This window comes from Citrobacter tructae, assembly GCF_004684345.1.
Classification (GTDB): domain Bacteria; phylum Pseudomonadota; class Gammaproteobacteria; order Enterobacterales; family Enterobacteriaceae; genus Citrobacter; species Citrobacter tructae.
In genome coordinates, this window is the sequence record NZ_CP038469.1 from 4,438,830 (window position 1) to 4,454,241 (window position 15,412).

Sequence of the window (15,412 nt, forward strand, 5' to 3'; positions counted from 1 at the left end):
CCATACACCCGCCGTTACTCGGCCACCTGCTCAATAATTAATTTCCCCTGCATTACCGAAACATTCACCGCCGTGCCGGTAGGGAATCCCGCCTGTTCCAGCCAGTCGCCATTGAGCGTTAATGAGGCGTGCCGACTGATTCGCAGGGTGAATCCGGTGTGGCGATCTTCGTAGCGTCTTCTGACATAACCCACTCTTAAACGACGCACGGGTTTGGAGATAATCATTGTTGTTTGGGCATTATCAGTAGGCATGAACGTTTCCTTGTTACGAACGATGATAAGTAAAAACTACTGAATAAAATGCCAGTAAAAATGCCCGACAGCAAATCGCAGAATGGAATGACGATCCAGAAAAAAGAATGTAAAAAATGAAACGGAAAGGGTGAGCTAAAAGTTCGTGGCAGGTCCAATATGCGGGCCGGATAGCAAGCGCCACCCGGCCCGACGATCAGTCCAGATCGGCCCCATTACTGGCGATCACTTTTTTGTACCACCAGAATGATTTCTTACGGGTACGCGCTAACGTTCCGTTGCCGGCATCATCGCGATCCACATAGACAAAACCGTAGCGTTTACTCATTTCGCCGGTGGAGGCGGAGACCAGATCAATACAGCCCCAGGTGGTATAACCCATCAGCGGCACACCGTCTTCGATGGCGTCTGCCATGGCGCGAATGTGCTCGCGTAAATAGCGGATGCGGTAGTCGTCATTGATCTCACCGTTGGCGTCTGGTTCATCTTTCGCCCCCAGGCCGTTTTCCACCAAAAATAGCGGTTTCTGGTAGCGGTCGTACATCATGTTCATGGTGATGCGCAGACCCAGTGGGTCAATGCCCCAGCCCCATTCACTGGCTTCAATGTACGGATTGCGCAGCGACTTCACCACGTTAGCGGCGCTGGTATTGCCGGTGTTCATTTCTGCTGAGGCGCAGCGCGAGGCGTAATAGCTGAAGGAGACAAAATCGACGGTGTTTTTCAGGATCTCGTCATCGTGCGGGGCTTTTTCTATCACCACGCCCTTTTCACGGAATACGCGGGCTGAATAGGAGGGATAAGCCCCGCGCGCCTGTACATCAATAAAGAACAGGTTTTCACGGTCTTTTTCCAGTGCGGTCCATACATCCTCAGGTTTGCACGAGTAGGGGTAGAAGTTTCCACCCGCCAGCATGCAGCCAACCTGGTTGCGCGGATTGATTTCGTGGGCGATTTTGGTCGCCAGCGCGCTGGCAACCAGTTCGTGGTGCGCGGCCTGGTATTTCACCTGATCCTGGTTTTCACCTGCTTCAAACACTAGCCCCGCGCCGGAAAAAGGACTGTGTAGCATGATGTTGATTTCATTGAAGGTCAGCCAGTATTTCACCAGACCGTCAAAGGCCTCAAAGCAGGTACGGGCGTAGCGGGTAAAAAATTCCACCATTTTGCGATTACGCCAGGAGCCGTACTCGGTGACCAGGTGCATCGGCACATCGAAGTGGCACAGCGTGACCAACGGCTCAATGCCGTACTTTTTACATTCGGTAAAAACAGAACGATAAAAATCGATGCCTTCCTGATTGGGGGCGAGTTCGTCCCCGTTCGGATAGAGCCGACTCCAGGCAATTGAGGTACGAAACACCGTAAACCCCATTTCCGCCATCAAGGCGATATCCTCTTTATAGCGATGATAAAAATCGATCGCCTCATGGCTGGGATAAAACTCGTCATCGCGCAGTTGAACGCGTTTTTCCTGACCCAGTTTGACCGGCATCCGATGTTCGCCGTGGGGGATCATATCCACGGTGGTCAGCCCTTTTCCACCTTCGCGGTACGCCCCTTCAGACTGGTTGGCGGCCAGTGCGCCGCCCCATAAAAATCCTTGCGGAAAAACAGACATAGTAAACCTCAGTTATTGCCAGTCAGATGCTGGCTCCATTGACATTGCCCGGTTGCGCGGCCTGATTTTTTCTGGCCTGCGCGGCCGCATCTTCGACGGGAATATCCTCAAAGCCGAGCAGCAGCGTTAAGACAAACGACAGCACCACCGCCAGCGCCATGACGCCGAACACCCAAACGATAGTCATCGGATTGGCCGGGTCGAAAAACTGCACGCTGGTGAACAGGCCCGGTGCGGCCATCGAGTGGCTTGCCAGTCCGGCCATCCCGGCAACGGCGCCGCAGATAAAACCGCTGATAAGACTTGCGATCAGCGGGCGTTTCAAACGCACCGCCACGCCGTACAGCGCCGGTTCGGAAATTCCCGCCATGATGGCTGAGGCGGCTGCCGCTAACGCCGTCTGGCGCAGTTCCGGGTTTTTGGTTTTCCAGGCGACGGCTAAAGAAGAGCCTCCCAGCGACAGGTTGGCACCGATTTCAGATGGCATCACCATGCCTTCTTTACCGGTTTCGGCAATAGTCTGAATAATGGTGGGGGTAAAGACGCGGTGCATGCCGGTCATCACCAGCAGCGGCCACAGTGCGCCCATGATGGCTACCGACAGCCAGCCCAGATAGCCGTGAATGGTATACACCAGCGCGGAGATAGCGCTACCGATCCAGATGCCAATCGGGCCAATTAAGACGATGGCGAGCGGGGCGGCGATCAGCACGATCAGCATCGGTTTAAGGAAATTTTTCGTCACCGCCGGGGTGATGCGATCCACCCAACGTTCGATGTACGACAGGCACCAGGTCATGACCAGCGCCGGGATCACCGTATACGTATATTTCACCGCAGTGACCGGGATCAGCGCAAACTCAACGTGTTCACCCTGTGCGGCCTTTGCCATCAGCTCAATAAAGCTCGGATGCACCAGTACGCCCGCAATCGCGATGGCCAGCGACATATTGGTTTTGAATTTAATGGCTGCCGAGGCGGCGACCATCAGCGGCAGGAAGAAGAATGCGCCGTCGCCGATTACCGTCAGGATGGTTAGCGTTGAAGAGCCTTTTTCCAGAATGCCGGTCATTTCGAGGATCATCGCCAGCAGTTTCAGCATTGATCCGCCGATAATCGCCGGGATCAGCGGTGACATGGTGCCGATCAGCGCGTCAAGGATCCCAGCACCGATACGCTTGAGCGTTAGTTTGGGTTTGCCTGCGGGTTCGCTGGGCTGCATATCGCCCGGCAGCAGGCCGACAACCTCGCGATATGCTTGTGACACGGTATTACCAATAATCACCTGGCACTGATTGTCGTTACGCACCACGCCGAGCACGCCATTGAGCGTTTTCAGCGTAGCGCTGTCGACCTGCGAATCATCTTTGATCACGAAACGCAGGCGGGTCATGCAGTGTGTCACTGCGGTGATGTTCTCGACGCCGCCCAGAGCCGTCACAACCGAGCGCGCCAGCGCTGCATAATTCTTAGACATCGGATTTAATCCTGTTTTATCAGTAGGGTAGGTAATGTCTTGCCGTTTATTTTTGTCTCATTTCTGTCATGATGAAACATTGATAGGAAACCGGTTTCATAAAATCATGTTTATTTTATTCATTTTTGGCAAGATTTAATTTTGATCGTTTTTTATAATTGTGACTACGATCACCAGATATGGCATCCTGCGATTTAGCAGCAAGGACAGCGGCGAAACGGTGCAGTACACTGCGACACATTGAGTGAAAAGGGATGAGTAATATGACCACGATGCTGGAAGTGGCGAAGCGTGCTGGCGTGTCGAAAGCGACGGTTTCCCGGGTGCTTTCGGGGAACGGCTACGTCAGTCAGGAGACCAAAGACCGCGTGTTCCAGGCCATTGAAGAGAGTGGCTATCGTCCCAATTTGCTGGCGCGCAGCCTGGCGGCGAAGAGCACGCAGACGCTGGGCCTGGTCGTGACCAACACCCTGTACCACGGCGTCTATTTTAGCGAGTTGCTGTTCCATGCCGCGCGTATGGCGGAGGATAAGGGACGTCAGCTTTTGCTTGCTGACGGCAAACACAGCGCTGAGGAAGAACGCCAGGCGATTCAATATCTGCTCGACCTGCGTTGTGATGCGATCATGATCTACCCGCGTTTTCTCAACGTCGATGATATAGACGATATTATCGATGCGCACGCCCAGCCGATTATGGTACTTAACCGACGTCTGCGTAAAAATAGCAGTCACTGCGTCTGGTGTGATCAAAAGCAAACCAGCTTTAACGCCGTCACGCAATTGATTAGCGCCGGGCATACCGAGATTGCTTTTATTACCGGCTCGATGGATTCACCTACCGGCGTGGAGCGACTCTCTGGTTATAAGGACGCGCTGGTGCATCATGGCATCTCTGTAAATAATGATTTGATTGTTAACGGGAAATGGACGCCGGTTTGCGGAGCTGAAGGTGTTAAAACCTTGCTTTCACGTAAGGCAAGCTTTACCGCGCTGGTGGCCAGCAATGATGACATGGCGATTGGGGCGATGAAGCAGTTGAACGAGCAGGGCATCAATATTCCCGCGCAGGTGTCGGTGATTGGTTTCGATGATATTGCCCTTGCGCCATACATGGTCCCGGCGCTTGCCAGCGTTAAAATCCCGGTAACGGAGATGGTCCAGGAAACCATAGGTCGGCTGATCTTTATGCTGGACGGCGGAGCATTTACGCCAGAGAAAACCTTTACCGGCGAACTTATCCCTCGCGCTTCTCTTGCGCCGTCACTTTCGCGCTGATGCTGTCATTTGTCATCGTCACTAGTGACGATGACACGCAAACCCGAGAACATCTGAAATAAAAACCCTTTAATAACAGCGCATTAAATTCTGGCACGATTTATGAATGCTTCGGCAGATAATCTGTCATTGCTGGAGAATTTGATGAACCGTTTCATCATTGCAGACGCCAATAAATGCATTGGTTGCCGTACCTGTGAAGTGGCCTGCGTGGTATCACACCAGGATAACCAGGACTGCGCATCGCTGACCCCTGAAACCTTTTTACCGCGCATTCACGTGATCAAAGGCGTTAACGTCTCTACCGCGACGTTGTGCCGTCAGTGTGAAGATGCGCCGTGCGCCAACGTCTGTCCGAATGGTGCGATTAGCCGCGATAAAGGCTTTGTCCACGTAATGCAGGAACGCTGCATTGGTTGTAAAACCTGCGTGGTTGCTTGCCCTTACGGCGCAATGGAAGTCGTTGTTCGTCCGGTTATTCGTAATAGCGGCGCAGGTCTGAACGTACGTGCGGAAAAAGCCGAAGCCAATAAATGTGACCTGTGCCACCATCGTGAAGCGGGTCCTGCCTGTATGGAAGTCTGCCCGACGCATGCCCTGATTTATGTTGATCGTAATAAACTTGAGCAACTGAGCGCGGAAAAACGCCGTCGTGCGGCGCTGGATTCCACCGCATCTTTACTGTTCTGATTGCTAAAAATCCGCGTAAAATACGTACCGGATATTTCAGGGATACATGAGCGCGGGAATTCATCATGACACTAAACAACCACTCCGGCGTAGAGCTGCGCATTCGCGGTAAAGTACAGGGCGTTGGGTTTCGGCCCTTTGTCTGGCAACTGGCGCAGCGACTACAGCTGCATGGCGACGTCTGTAACGACGGCGACGGGGTGGTTGTGCGTTTGCTCGAAAACGCATCGCAATTTATTGCCGAACTGCATCAGCATTGCCCGCCGCTGGCGCGGATTGACAGCGTCGAGAGCGAACCGTTTGTCTGGATGCAGCAGCCTGCCGATTTCTCTATTCGCCAAAGCGCTGGCGGCACGATGAACACGCAAATCGTACCCGATGCCGCAACCTGCCCCGACTGTCTTGTTGAAATGAACACCCCCGGCGAACGCCGCTATCGTTATCCTTTCATCAACTGCACCCACTGCGGCCCACGCTTCACTATTATTCGCGCAATGCCATATGACCGTCCGTTTACCGTCATGGCCTCATTCCCGCTGTGCCCACAATGCGAAGTGGAATATCGCGATCCATATGACCGTCGCTTTCATGCGCAGCCTGTCGCCTGTCCGGCGTGTGGCCCGCATCTTGAATGGATAAGCGCAGATCTGCGGGTGGAGAAAGAAGAGGCGCTGCAGGCTGCGGTTACGTTGCTGAAAGCGGGCGGTATTGTGGCCATCAAAGGTATTGGTGGATTTCATCTGGTTTGCGACGCGCGTAACGACAATGCCGTGGCGATGCTCAGGCTGCGCAAACATCGCCCGGCTAAACCGCTGGCGGTGATGCTGCCGGGGGACGACGGGCTACCGCAAGCCGCACGGCGTTTGCTGACAACTCCTGCCGCGCCAATCGTGCTGGTGAATAAAAAATATGTGGTTTCGCTCAGTGAGGGAATTGCACCAGGGTTAACGGAAGTTGGCGTCATGCTGCCAGCGAATCCGTTACAGCATTTGCTCTTACAAGAGATGAATTGCCCACTGGTGATGACCTCCGGCAACCTTAGCGGCAGGCCACCAGCCATTACCAATGCGCAGGCGCTGGAAGATTTAGGTGAGATTGCCGATGGTTTCCTGCTGCATAACCGCGAGATTGTGCAGCGTATGGATGACTCTGTGGTGCGAGAAAGTGGAGAAATGCTGCGCCGCTCTCGGGGCTACGTGCCGGATGCGGTCGCACTGCCGCCGGGTTTTCGTGACGTGCAACCGATGCTGTGTTTAGGCGCGGATCTGAAAAATACCTTCTGCCTGGTGCGCGGTGAACAGGCGGTTATCAGCCAGCATCTGGGCGATCTCAGTGATGATGGCATTCAAAATCAGTGGCGAGATGCGTTGCATCTGATCCAGACTATTTATGATTTTACGCCGCAGCGTATCGTCTGCGATGCGCATCCCGGCTACGTTTCCAGTCAGTGGGCCCGTGAGATGGAGTTGCCAGTTGAAACGGTGCTGCATCATCATGCGCATGCTGCGGCGTGCCTGGCCGAACATGGCTGGCCGCTGAATGGCGGGGATGTGATTGCCCTGACGCTGGATGGTATCGGCATGGGCGAAAATGGCGCACTGTGGGGCGGTGAGTGTCTGCGGGTTAATTATCGTGAATGCGAACACCTCGGGGGCTTGCCCGCTGTGGCGCTGGTCGGTGGCGATCTGGCGGCAAAACAGCCGTGGCGCAACCTGCTGGCACAGTCTCTGCGCTTTGTTCCTGACTGGCAGCGTTATCCGGAAACGGCGCTACTGCATCAACAAAACTGGATTGTACTGGCACGTGCCATCGAGCGGGGGATCAATGCTCCGCTGGCATCGTCGTGCGGGCGCTTGTTTGATGCGGTTGCCGCTGCGCTGCATTGCGCGCCGGAATCGCTGAGTTATGAAGGTGAGGCCGCCTGTGCGCTGGAGACGCTCGCTTCCCAGTGCGCGGGTGTAGAACACCCGGTTACGATACCGCTTAACAACAACCAGCTGGATTTAGCGGTTTTCTGGCAGCAGTGGCTGAACTGGCAGGCAACGGGCCCTGAACGCGCCTGGGCTTTTCACGATGCGCTGGCGCGAGGTTTTGCCACCCTGATGCGCGAACACGCATCCGCACGCGGGATTAAGACGCTGGTATTCAGCGGCGGCGTGATGCACAACCGCTTGCTGTCAGCCCGGCTGGCGTTTTATCTGCATGATTTTACCTTACTGTTCCCGCAGCGTTTACCGGCGGGCGACGGTGGATTGTCGCTGGGGCAGGGCGTGATTGCCGCGGCACGGGCGCAGACGCAAAAATAAAAAAAGCCCCGGGACTGGCGGGGCAAGAAAAGCAAGTCGGGGCATACCGACAAGTGGCAACGCACATCCGTGTGCGTGAGGTTAATAAATCAAGCAACGGAACAATGGATTTACACGGGCAACGTTTTCAGTAGTGCAAAGGCCTCTTTCATCCGATCTTCGCTCACCACGAAGGCACACAGTTGGCCTTCGCTGTTCATTCCTCTGGCGACCATACCTTCTGTTTCAGCCGCAATGTGCCAGTTCAGATCGCGACGCTGGGTTTCCCCGGCCAGGTGTAATGGCAGCTCAGGCGTTTTGATTTTTACCAGCATGGCTGGCAGCTTCAGCGGGGCGTTGCCGCCGAGCAGGTTCTTCGCCAGATACATCGCACTCAGTTGAATCGGCTGCAGGAACGGCAGGACCTGACCATTAATTTCAGCACAGTCGCCGAGCGCATAAATGTCCGGGTGGCTGGTTTGCAGATAGCTGTCGACGCAGACGCCACGATTGATGTTCAATCCAGCGCGACGCGCCAGCGCCGTTTCCGGACGCAGGCCGGTTGCGGCAATCACCGCATCGACTTCTACGCTGCGGCTACGATCGAGCGTGGCGCGAATACCGGTGCTGGTTTTCTCCAGGCTCTGCAACTGTGATTTCAGCAGCAAGTGCACACCCATATCGGTCAGACGATGCTGCAAGCGGCTGCTGACTTCTGGCGGCATTAACGAGGCCAGAATGCTGGCGGCGTTGTCGATGAGCGTTACCGCTTTACCGGCGCGGCAGAAATCCATCGCCAGCTCGCTGCCAATCAAGCCACCACCAACAATCAGCACCCGCTGGGCGTCGCGCAATTGTGTTTCACAGGCGCGATATTCCTGCTGGCTGTTCAATGTGAGCATTAACTCACGCCCGGTAACCGGCGGTACAAAGGCTGAAGCTCCCGTTGCCAGCACCAGCTTGTCGTACTGCCACTGTTTGTCCAGGCTTTTCACTACGTGGGAATTGGCATCGATATCTGTAACCCAGGTATGTGGGAACAGACGCAAATTAAACTGTTCGGCAAACTCTCCCGCCGACTGACGGGTGAGATCGTCGGCACGCTGTGCCTGGCTAATAACATGGCTGAGATCGGGCTTGTTGTACTCATCCATGCTGTCAGCGGCAATCAGGATCAACGGGATAGTCGTATCCTGCTTACGGATATTTTTGACTAACTGGCGGGCGGCGAAGCCCGAACCAATAATGACAATTCCGCGGCTCATTTTGCCTCCGTAGCCAGTACGTCGAAGACATCTTTGCCTAATGAACACTCCGGGCACAGGAAGTTGTCCGGTACGTCACTCCACGGTGTACCTGGTGCAACGTCCTGCAGCGGTTCGCCTTTTGCTGGGTCGTAAATCCACTGACACACGCTGCACTGCATGCTTGGGCCGAGGTCAGCGGCAGCCGCGGCGGCACAGGCACACTCCTCTTCTTTGGTTGCTGCTTTCACGGTCGTTTCAGGCAGCGGAGCAAGTGCCCACTGACGTGCAATTTCGCGGCCGTGTTGACGGCACAGTTCCAGCGCGTCCAGATCCGGGCGCCATTTCGCTTTCAGACTCAGCGACATCTCAAAACCGGCATCCTGCAGACGGGTAGATAAACGGTCTACCGCACCGCCGCTCCAGCCATGTGAACCGAAGGCGCTGGCGCGTTTATTACGAAAACGCAGGCCGGTCATCTCTTCTACCAGACCAGCGATTTTCGGCATCATCACGTTGTTCATCGTGGAGGTACCAACCAGCACGCCTTTAGAGCGGAAGACGTTAGTCAGGATTTCGTTCTTATCGCTGCGGGCGACATTAAAGATTTTCACCGCCACGTTCGGGTCAACTTCGTTGATGCCCTGGGCAATCGCATCGGCCATCATGCGGGTGTTATTGGACATGGTGTCATAGAAAATGGTGATGCGATCTTCCTGATAATCCGCCGCCCATTTCAGGTACATCTCAACGATCTGCGTTGGGTTGTCGCGCCATACCACACCGTGGGAGGTGGCAATCATATCGACCGGTAAATTGAAGCCGAGAATTTCGGTGATTTTCGGCGTCACCAGACGGCTGAATGGGGTCAGGATGTTGGCGTAGTAGCGTTGGCATTGTTCGAACAGCTCCGTCTGGTCAACTTCATCATTGAACAGGCGTTCATCACAGTAGTGCTGACCAAAAGCGTCGTTACTGAACAAAACCGCATCGCCGGTCATGTAGGTCATCATGCTGTCGGGCCAGTGCAGCATCGGCGTTTCAACGAAGATCAACTGCTTGCCGTTACCGATATCCAGTGAGTCACCGGTTTTTACGACGTTAAAGTTCCATTCCGGGTGGTGGTGGTGACCAGTGATGGAATCAATGGCGTTATTGGTGCAGTAAATCGGGGTGTCCGGGATGCAGGACATCAGCTCGGTCAGCGCACCGGCATGGTCTTCTTCGGCATGGTTGATGATGATGTAGTCAATATCCGCCAGGTCAATTTCACTGCGCAGATTCTGCACGAATTCGCGGCTAAACTTGTGGTCTACTGTATCTATCAGGACATTTTTTTCTTCACGGATAAGATAGCTATTGTAGCTGCTGCCGCGCAGCGTTTTGTATTCGGTTCCGTGGAAATCACGCACTTCCCAGTCACGTTGGCCAACCCAATGAATGTTATTTTTAACCAGAATAGACATAGCAACCTCAATTAATTCAGCGTTTTTCAAAAAAGATGTTTTGCTTATTGCAGGTTGCGTGCCAGTTTTTTATTTATTTGATTTATAAAGTTTTAATTTTTACGCCCTAAAAATGGTAGTCAAAATGACTATGTTATTTATTGTCAATATGACAATATGAATTGTCAAAATGACAATGAGGTAGTCATGAGCTTTTCAGTTGATGTACTGGCGGGCATCGCCATTGAATTACAACGCGGTATTGGGCATCAGGATCGTTTTCAACGCCTGATTACCACCCTGCGTCAGGTGCTGGAGTGTGATGCTTCGGCGCTGCTGCGCTACGAATCCCGACAGTTTATTCCGTTGGCAATAGATGGCCTGGCGCAGGACGTTCTCGGCCGACGCTTTACGCTGGAGGGGCATCCGCGTCTGGAAGCGATTGCCCGTGCCGGGGATGTGGTGCGTTTTCCTGCCGACAGCGATTTGCCCGATCCTTATGATGGGCTTATCCCTGGCCAGGAGAGCCTGAAGGTCCATGCCTGCATCGGGTTGCCACTGTTTGCCGGGCAAAACCTGATCGGGGCGTTAACGCTGGATGGCATGGAACCTGACCAGTTCGATGTGTTCAGTGATGAAGAACTTAGACTGATTGCCGCACTGGCTGCGGGTGCGCTGAGCAATGCACTGCTGATTGAACAACTGGAAAGCCAGAATATGCTGCCGGGGTCGTCCACCGCCTTTGAGCAGGTGGCAGAAACGCAAATGATTGGCTTGTCGCCCAATATGATGCAGCTGAAAAAAGAGATTGAGATTGTGGCAGGCTCCGATCTTAACGTCCTAATCAGTGGCGAAACGGGAACCGGGAAAGAACTGGTGGCGAAAGCGATTCATGAAGGTTCGCCGCGCGCGGTGAACCCACTGGTGTACCTCAACTGCGCCGCATTACCGGAAAGCGTGGCGGAAAGCGAACTGTTTGGTCATGTGAAAGGGGCATTTACCGGCGCCATCAGTAATCGTAGCGGCAAGTTTGAAATGGCAGACAACGGCACGCTGTTTCTGGATGAGATTGGCGAGCTGTCACTGGCGCTACAGGCCAAGCTGCTGCGCGTGTTGCAGTACGGTGATATTCAGCGTGTAGGTGACGATCGCAGTCTGCGTGTGGATGTCCGTGTGCTGGCGGCCACCAACCGTGATTTGCGTGAAGAGGTGCTGGCCGGAAATTTCCGTGCCGACCTTTTCCACCGTCTGAGCGTTTTTCCGCTTTCGGTGCCACCGCTGCGTGAGCGCGGTGACGATGTCGTGTTGCTGGCAGGGTATTTCTGCGAACAGTGCCGGCTGCGGCTGGGGCTTTCCCGCGTGGTGCTCAGCCCTGGGGCACGAACTCATCTGCTGAACTACGGCTGGCCCGGAAACGTCCGTGAACTTGAGCATGCTATTCATCGTGCAGTGGTGCTGGCAAGGGCGACAAGGGCAGGGGATGAAGTGGTGCTGGAGCCGCAACATTTTGCCTTACAGGAAGAGGCGCATACGTCGCAAGCTGAAGCCGAAGTCATTGCTGAGATCCCACTGAATCACAATCTGCGTGAAGCAACGGAGTCATTCCAGCGGGAGATGATCCGCCGTGCGCTGGCGCAGAACAATCATAGCTGGGCGGCAAGCGCGCGGGCGTTGGAAACAGACGTCGCCAACTTGCACCGGCTGGCGAAACGTCTGGGGCTGAAGGATTAGAGGATGCCCGCCTGATAGAAATCTTGCAGGTTAATCGCGCCAGTGAGTTTGCCGTTTTCATCCACCACCGGTGCGGCAGTTATTTTGCGCTTCATCAGGATCTCTTTGGCGTCAATCGCGCGGCTCTGTGCTTGCAGCGTGACGCCATTACGGGTCATCGCTTCGCTAACCTGAGTGGTGAGCGCCCCACCACCGACCAGCCAGCGGCGCAGGTCGCCATCGGTAAAGACGCCTTTAACCAGAGACTGCTCGTCGCAGACCGCCACCAGCCCCAGGCCGGTGCGACTCAGTTCCAGCATGGCGTCCATGACACTGGTGGTGAGTGTCACCTGTGGTACGGCGTCGTCGCGGCGCATCAGGTGGTGTACCTTGTTTAACAGACGAGCACCCAGCGCACCGGCCGGATGAGAACGAGCAAAATCTTCTTCGTTAAAACCGCGCGCCTGCATGACGGCGATTGCCAGCGCATCGCCCATCATCAGGGTGTTAACGGTGCTGGAGGTCGGTGCCAGACGCATCGGGCAGGCTTCTCGCTCAACGGAAATATCCAATACGGCTTTGGCCGCCAGGCCTAGTGGTGAGGTCGGTTTTCCAGTCATTGCCAGTAGGGCGACGGATTTGTCTTCCAGGCGCGGAATGATGAGGTCCAACTCTTTCGCGCCGCCAGAGTAGGAGATAAACAGCATTACGTCGCGGCTTTCAATCATGCCTAAGTCGCCGTGCAGTGCTTCCGCTGGATGCACAAAAAAAGCGGGCGTGCCGGTACTGGCGAGGGTTGCCGCAATTTTTTTGCCAATATGGCCGGATTTGCCAATACCGGAAACAACCACTTTGCCTTCGCAGTGGATGATAGTATTGGCGGCACGGACAAAATCATCGCCCAGTCGCTCTGGCAGTCGGCTGGCTTCCTGTAGCTCCAGCATTAATGTCTGACGGCCCGCGTTCAGTAGTGCATCACTCATTGGTTTCTCCGGTTATGATCACTTCAATCCCTTTTGCTTCCAGCGCCTGACGAAACGCGGGGTCGATGCCCGCATCGGTAATCAGCTTGTCGACGCTTTCCAGACTGCATACAACATTGGGGCTCTTGCGCCCGAATTTTGACGAATCAGCCATCAGAATCACTTCGCGAGCGGCATTGCACATCGCTTTGCTGACGCTAAACACCTCATTAAACGTGGTCACACCTGCATTGAGATCGATGCCGTCGGTGCCCATGAAGAGTTTATCAAAGCTGAACTGCTCAAAGGCGTTTTCTGCCAGTTGACCGTGAAATGACGCAGATTTTTTGCGAAAGGTCCCGCCGGGCATCAGGATGGTTTGCTCGTTGTCCAGTTCCGAAAGAGCGTTAACAATGTGTAGGCTGTTGGTCATCACGGTGATGTTACTAAAGCGGGTGAGCATTGGCACCATCTGCAAAACGGTACTTCCCGCGTCCAGAATGATCGAGTCACCGTCGTGAATATAACGGACGGCGGCTTCGGCAATTTGCTCTTTTTTATGCGTGTTGATTAGCGTTTTGTGATCGATGGGCGGGTCAGATTCGTCTTTGTTTAATACTACACCGCCATAGGTACGAATGACGGTTCCGGCATTCTCCAGAATGACCAAGTCTTTGCGAATGGTCGTGCCGGTGGTGTCAAAGTAGTGGGCCAGTTCTTCAACCGAGCATTTTCCCTGCTTTTGCAGGTGCTCCAGTATGGCAGCCTGACGCTGACGAGGTTTCATAGGCGTGATTACCCTGACTTATGTATAAGTTGCAAAATGATAATTTCGCAAGCTAATAGCATTCACAACGAAATTACCCATGTTTCAGTTTAAGCGCCAATGATAGTGCATTCTGCGATAACGGATCATGGGGAAAGATCACATCAGGCTGTAAATCATCAAGATGTTTGCCCATTATTGTGGCAATTTTGCCGGGTCTGGCGAATACAGTAAGACCTTTCATAAATAACGTATCAGTTACCCGCTGTTGTTCATCCAGCGCGATGGCGACTACCACGCGCGGTTTAAAACGACCTCCGGAACGACCCACGCCGACCCGACCCTGCTGGCAGAGCTTATCGAATGCCCGATTAAAACGGGAAATTTGCCAGCCACCCAGCGCCAGTTGCATGCACCAGGCAATAGCGGCGACGGTAATCAGTGCGGAAACCATATTGTTCTCCTTTGATGTTGCCGGGTGACGTCGCGAGTGTGCCACCCGGCAGTAAAAATCAGAACATCACCTGACCGCCGGTCACGTTGATGGACTGCCCGGTACAGTAAGAGGCTTTCGGGCTGGCATAAAACAGCAGCATGTTCAGCACGTCCTGATAATCGCAGCCGCGCTTAAGCGGGACCTTATCAACGTAGTACTGTTCCACTTGGTCCGGCTTGAGGCCGAGTTTGGTGGCATACTGCGGTAATAACGACTGGAACATCGGTGATTTCAGCAGATTGCCGAGCATCAGCGAATGAACAGTGATCCCGTATTCCGCCAGATCCAACGCCAGTGACTGGGTTAAACCCACGCCGCCAAATTTTGCCGCGCTATAGCCTGAATTGTGTTTGCTGCCCACTTTCCCCGATTTGGAGTTGATCTGGATAATGCGCCCCTGAACGCCATCGCGGATCATCAGGCGTGAGAATTCACGTGCGCAGAGGAAGTAGCCGACCAGATTAACTTGCAGCGAGCGGTCGAAATCACCGAGCTCAAAGTCGCTGATAAACGCCGCTTTGGCGATGCCCGCACTGTAAACCAGCAGGTCAGCGCGACCGAATATTTCATCCACGCCGCGTGACAGCGCCAGCACGCTCTGTTCGCTGGTGGCATCAGCGCCAAAACCATACGCGGTACCTTCGCCAAACTCGGCGTTAATTTCCTGCGCTACGTTGGCGGCTTTATCGCTTTGAATATCCACCACCGCGACGCGGTATCCTTCTGTCGCAAGCCCACGGCAAAGGAATGCCCCCAGGGTCTGACCTCCACCAATGACAACGGCAACTTGATTCATTTCTTTCTCCTTCAATCTTAAGCAACAAACTTCAAAATACAGCCCGGCGCGATATCGTCCGGCACAGGCCCCGCAACGTGTACGGTGCCGGGAAATTCTGCTTCACTTAGTCCGTCGAAGCGCAGGGTGATATGCCCCAGTTCGCGCAAATTCAGTTCTGCCACGCTGCCAACGGCAGTGACCGGGTAGCGATGCTGGCCCAGTTCAAACTGGATACCCGCTTGTAGGGCACCATTTAGCTCGCCGTGGCAATGAATGAAGCAAAACTCTTCGATATCCGCAGGCGCGCCTTCACGAAAGGTAATCAGCATCTGGTCGCAAAGCGCATCCGGGGCGCTCTGGCCGATTCGAGTGATGGTGGTCTGATAAATCACGGTCATTTTTGAGTG

At 54.3% G+C, this 15,412-nt stretch carries 14 protein-coding genes; 4 read left to right on the forward strand and 10 right to left on the reverse strand.

What is annotated here, in order from left to right:
- Positions 1–14 precede the first annotated feature (14 nt).
- From E4Z61_RS21935 to ascF, 3 genes are all read right to left on the reverse strand, one after another.
- Positions 15–254, reverse strand: a complete 240-nt coding sequence (locus E4Z61_RS21935; RefSeq protein ID WP_135324552.1) for a SymE family type I addiction module toxin — start codon at positions 252–254, stop codon at positions 15–17.
- A 196-nt stretch (positions 255–450) separates the two neighbouring features.
- On the reverse strand, positions 451–1,875 hold the full coding sequence (locus E4Z61_RS21940) for a 6-phospho-beta-glucosidase (protein ID WP_135324553.1): 1,425 nt from the start codon (positions 1,873–1,875) through the stop codon (positions 451–453).
- A gap of 22 nt (positions 1,876–1,897) precedes the next feature.
- Complete coding sequence (gene ascF / locus E4Z61_RS21945) at positions 1,898–3,352, reverse strand: PTS cellobiose/arbutin/salicin transporter subunit IIBC (protein WP_135324554.1); 1,455 nt, start codon at positions 3,350–3,352, stop codon at positions 1,898–1,900.
- Positions 3,353–3,615: 263 nt separating this feature from the next.
- Between ascF and E4Z61_RS21950 the strand changes: the two genes are divergently transcribed.
- From E4Z61_RS21950 to hypF, 3 genes are all read left to right on the forward strand, one after another.
- A complete protein-coding gene (locus E4Z61_RS21950) occupies positions 3,616–4,629 on the forward strand; it encodes a LacI family DNA-binding transcriptional regulator (RefSeq protein WP_135324555.1) in 1,014 nt (337 codons plus the stop codon).
- Between the two features lie 144 nt (positions 4,630–4,773).
- The gene (hydN, locus tag E4Z61_RS21955) at positions 4,774–5,319 is read left to right on the forward strand and encodes an electron transport protein HydN (RefSeq protein WP_096759340.1); all 546 of its coding nucleotides are present in this window, start codon (positions 4,774–4,776) and stop codon (positions 5,317–5,319) included.
- Positions 5,320–5,384: 65 nt separating this feature from the next.
- Positions 5,385–7,625: a carbamoyltransferase HypF gene (hypF, locus tag E4Z61_RS21960; protein ID WP_135324556.1), complete on the forward strand. Its 2,241-nt coding sequence runs from the start codon at positions 5,385–5,387 to the stop codon at positions 7,623–7,625.
- Positions 7,626–7,735: 110 nt separating this feature from the next.
- On the opposite strand, the gene norW is transcribed toward hypF, so the two are convergent.
- Positions 7,736–8,869, reverse strand: a complete 1,134-nt coding sequence (norW, locus tag E4Z61_RS21965) for an NADH:flavorubredoxin reductase NorW (protein ID WP_135324557.1) — start codon at positions 8,867–8,869, stop codon at positions 7,736–7,738.
- Complete coding sequence (gene norV, locus E4Z61_RS21970) at positions 8,866–10,314, reverse strand: anaerobic nitric oxide reductase flavorubredoxin (protein WP_135324558.1); 1,449 nt, start codon at positions 10,312–10,314, stop codon at positions 8,866–8,868. The genes norW and norV overlap by 4 nt, the downstream gene beginning before the upstream one ends.
- Positions 10,315–10,500: 186 nt before the next feature.
- On the opposite strand from norV, the gene norR reads away from it, so the two are divergent.
- Complete coding sequence (gene norR, locus E4Z61_RS21975) at positions 10,501–12,024, forward strand: nitric oxide reductase transcriptional regulator NorR (protein ID WP_135324559.1); 1,524 nt, start codon at positions 10,501–10,503, stop codon at positions 12,022–12,024.
- On the opposite strand, the gene gutQ is transcribed toward norR, so the two are convergent.
- The 5 genes from gutQ to srlB all read right to left on the reverse strand — a co-directional run bounded on the left by gutQ (position 12,021) and on the right by srlB (position 15,403).
- Complete coding sequence (gene gutQ / locus E4Z61_RS21980) at positions 12,021–12,986, reverse strand: arabinose-5-phosphate isomerase GutQ (protein WP_135324560.1); 966 nt, start codon at positions 12,984–12,986, stop codon at positions 12,021–12,023. The two genes, norR and gutQ, sit on opposite strands and share 4 nt — an antisense overlap.
- Complete coding sequence (gene srlR, locus E4Z61_RS21985; RefSeq protein ID WP_006687181.1) at positions 12,979–13,752, reverse strand: glucitol operon DNA-binding transcriptional repressor SrlR; 774 nt, start codon at positions 13,750–13,752, stop codon at positions 12,979–12,981. Before srlR ends, gutQ begins: the two co-directional genes overlap by 8 nt.
- Positions 13,753–13,825: 73 nt before the next feature.
- Positions 13,826–14,185 carry a transcriptional regulator GutM gene (gene gutM / locus E4Z61_RS21990; protein WP_135324561.1) on the reverse strand — a complete coding sequence of 120 codons (360 nt, stop codon included), beginning with the start codon at positions 14,183–14,185 and terminating at the stop codon, positions 13,826–13,828.
- Positions 14,186–14,243: 58 nt separating this feature from the next.
- Positions 14,244–15,023 (reverse strand): sorbitol-6-phosphate dehydrogenase, encoded by a 780-nt coding sequence (srlD, locus tag E4Z61_RS21995; protein WP_135324562.1) that lies wholly within the window; start codon positions 15,021–15,023, stop codon positions 14,244–14,246.
- A 17-nt stretch (positions 15,024–15,040) separates the two neighbouring features.
- Positions 15,041–15,403: a PTS glucitol/sorbitol transporter subunit IIA gene (srlB, locus tag E4Z61_RS22000; RefSeq protein WP_135324563.1), complete on the reverse strand. Its 363-nt coding sequence runs from the start codon at positions 15,401–15,403 to the stop codon at positions 15,041–15,043.
- Positions 15,404–15,412: the final 9 nt, after the last annotated feature.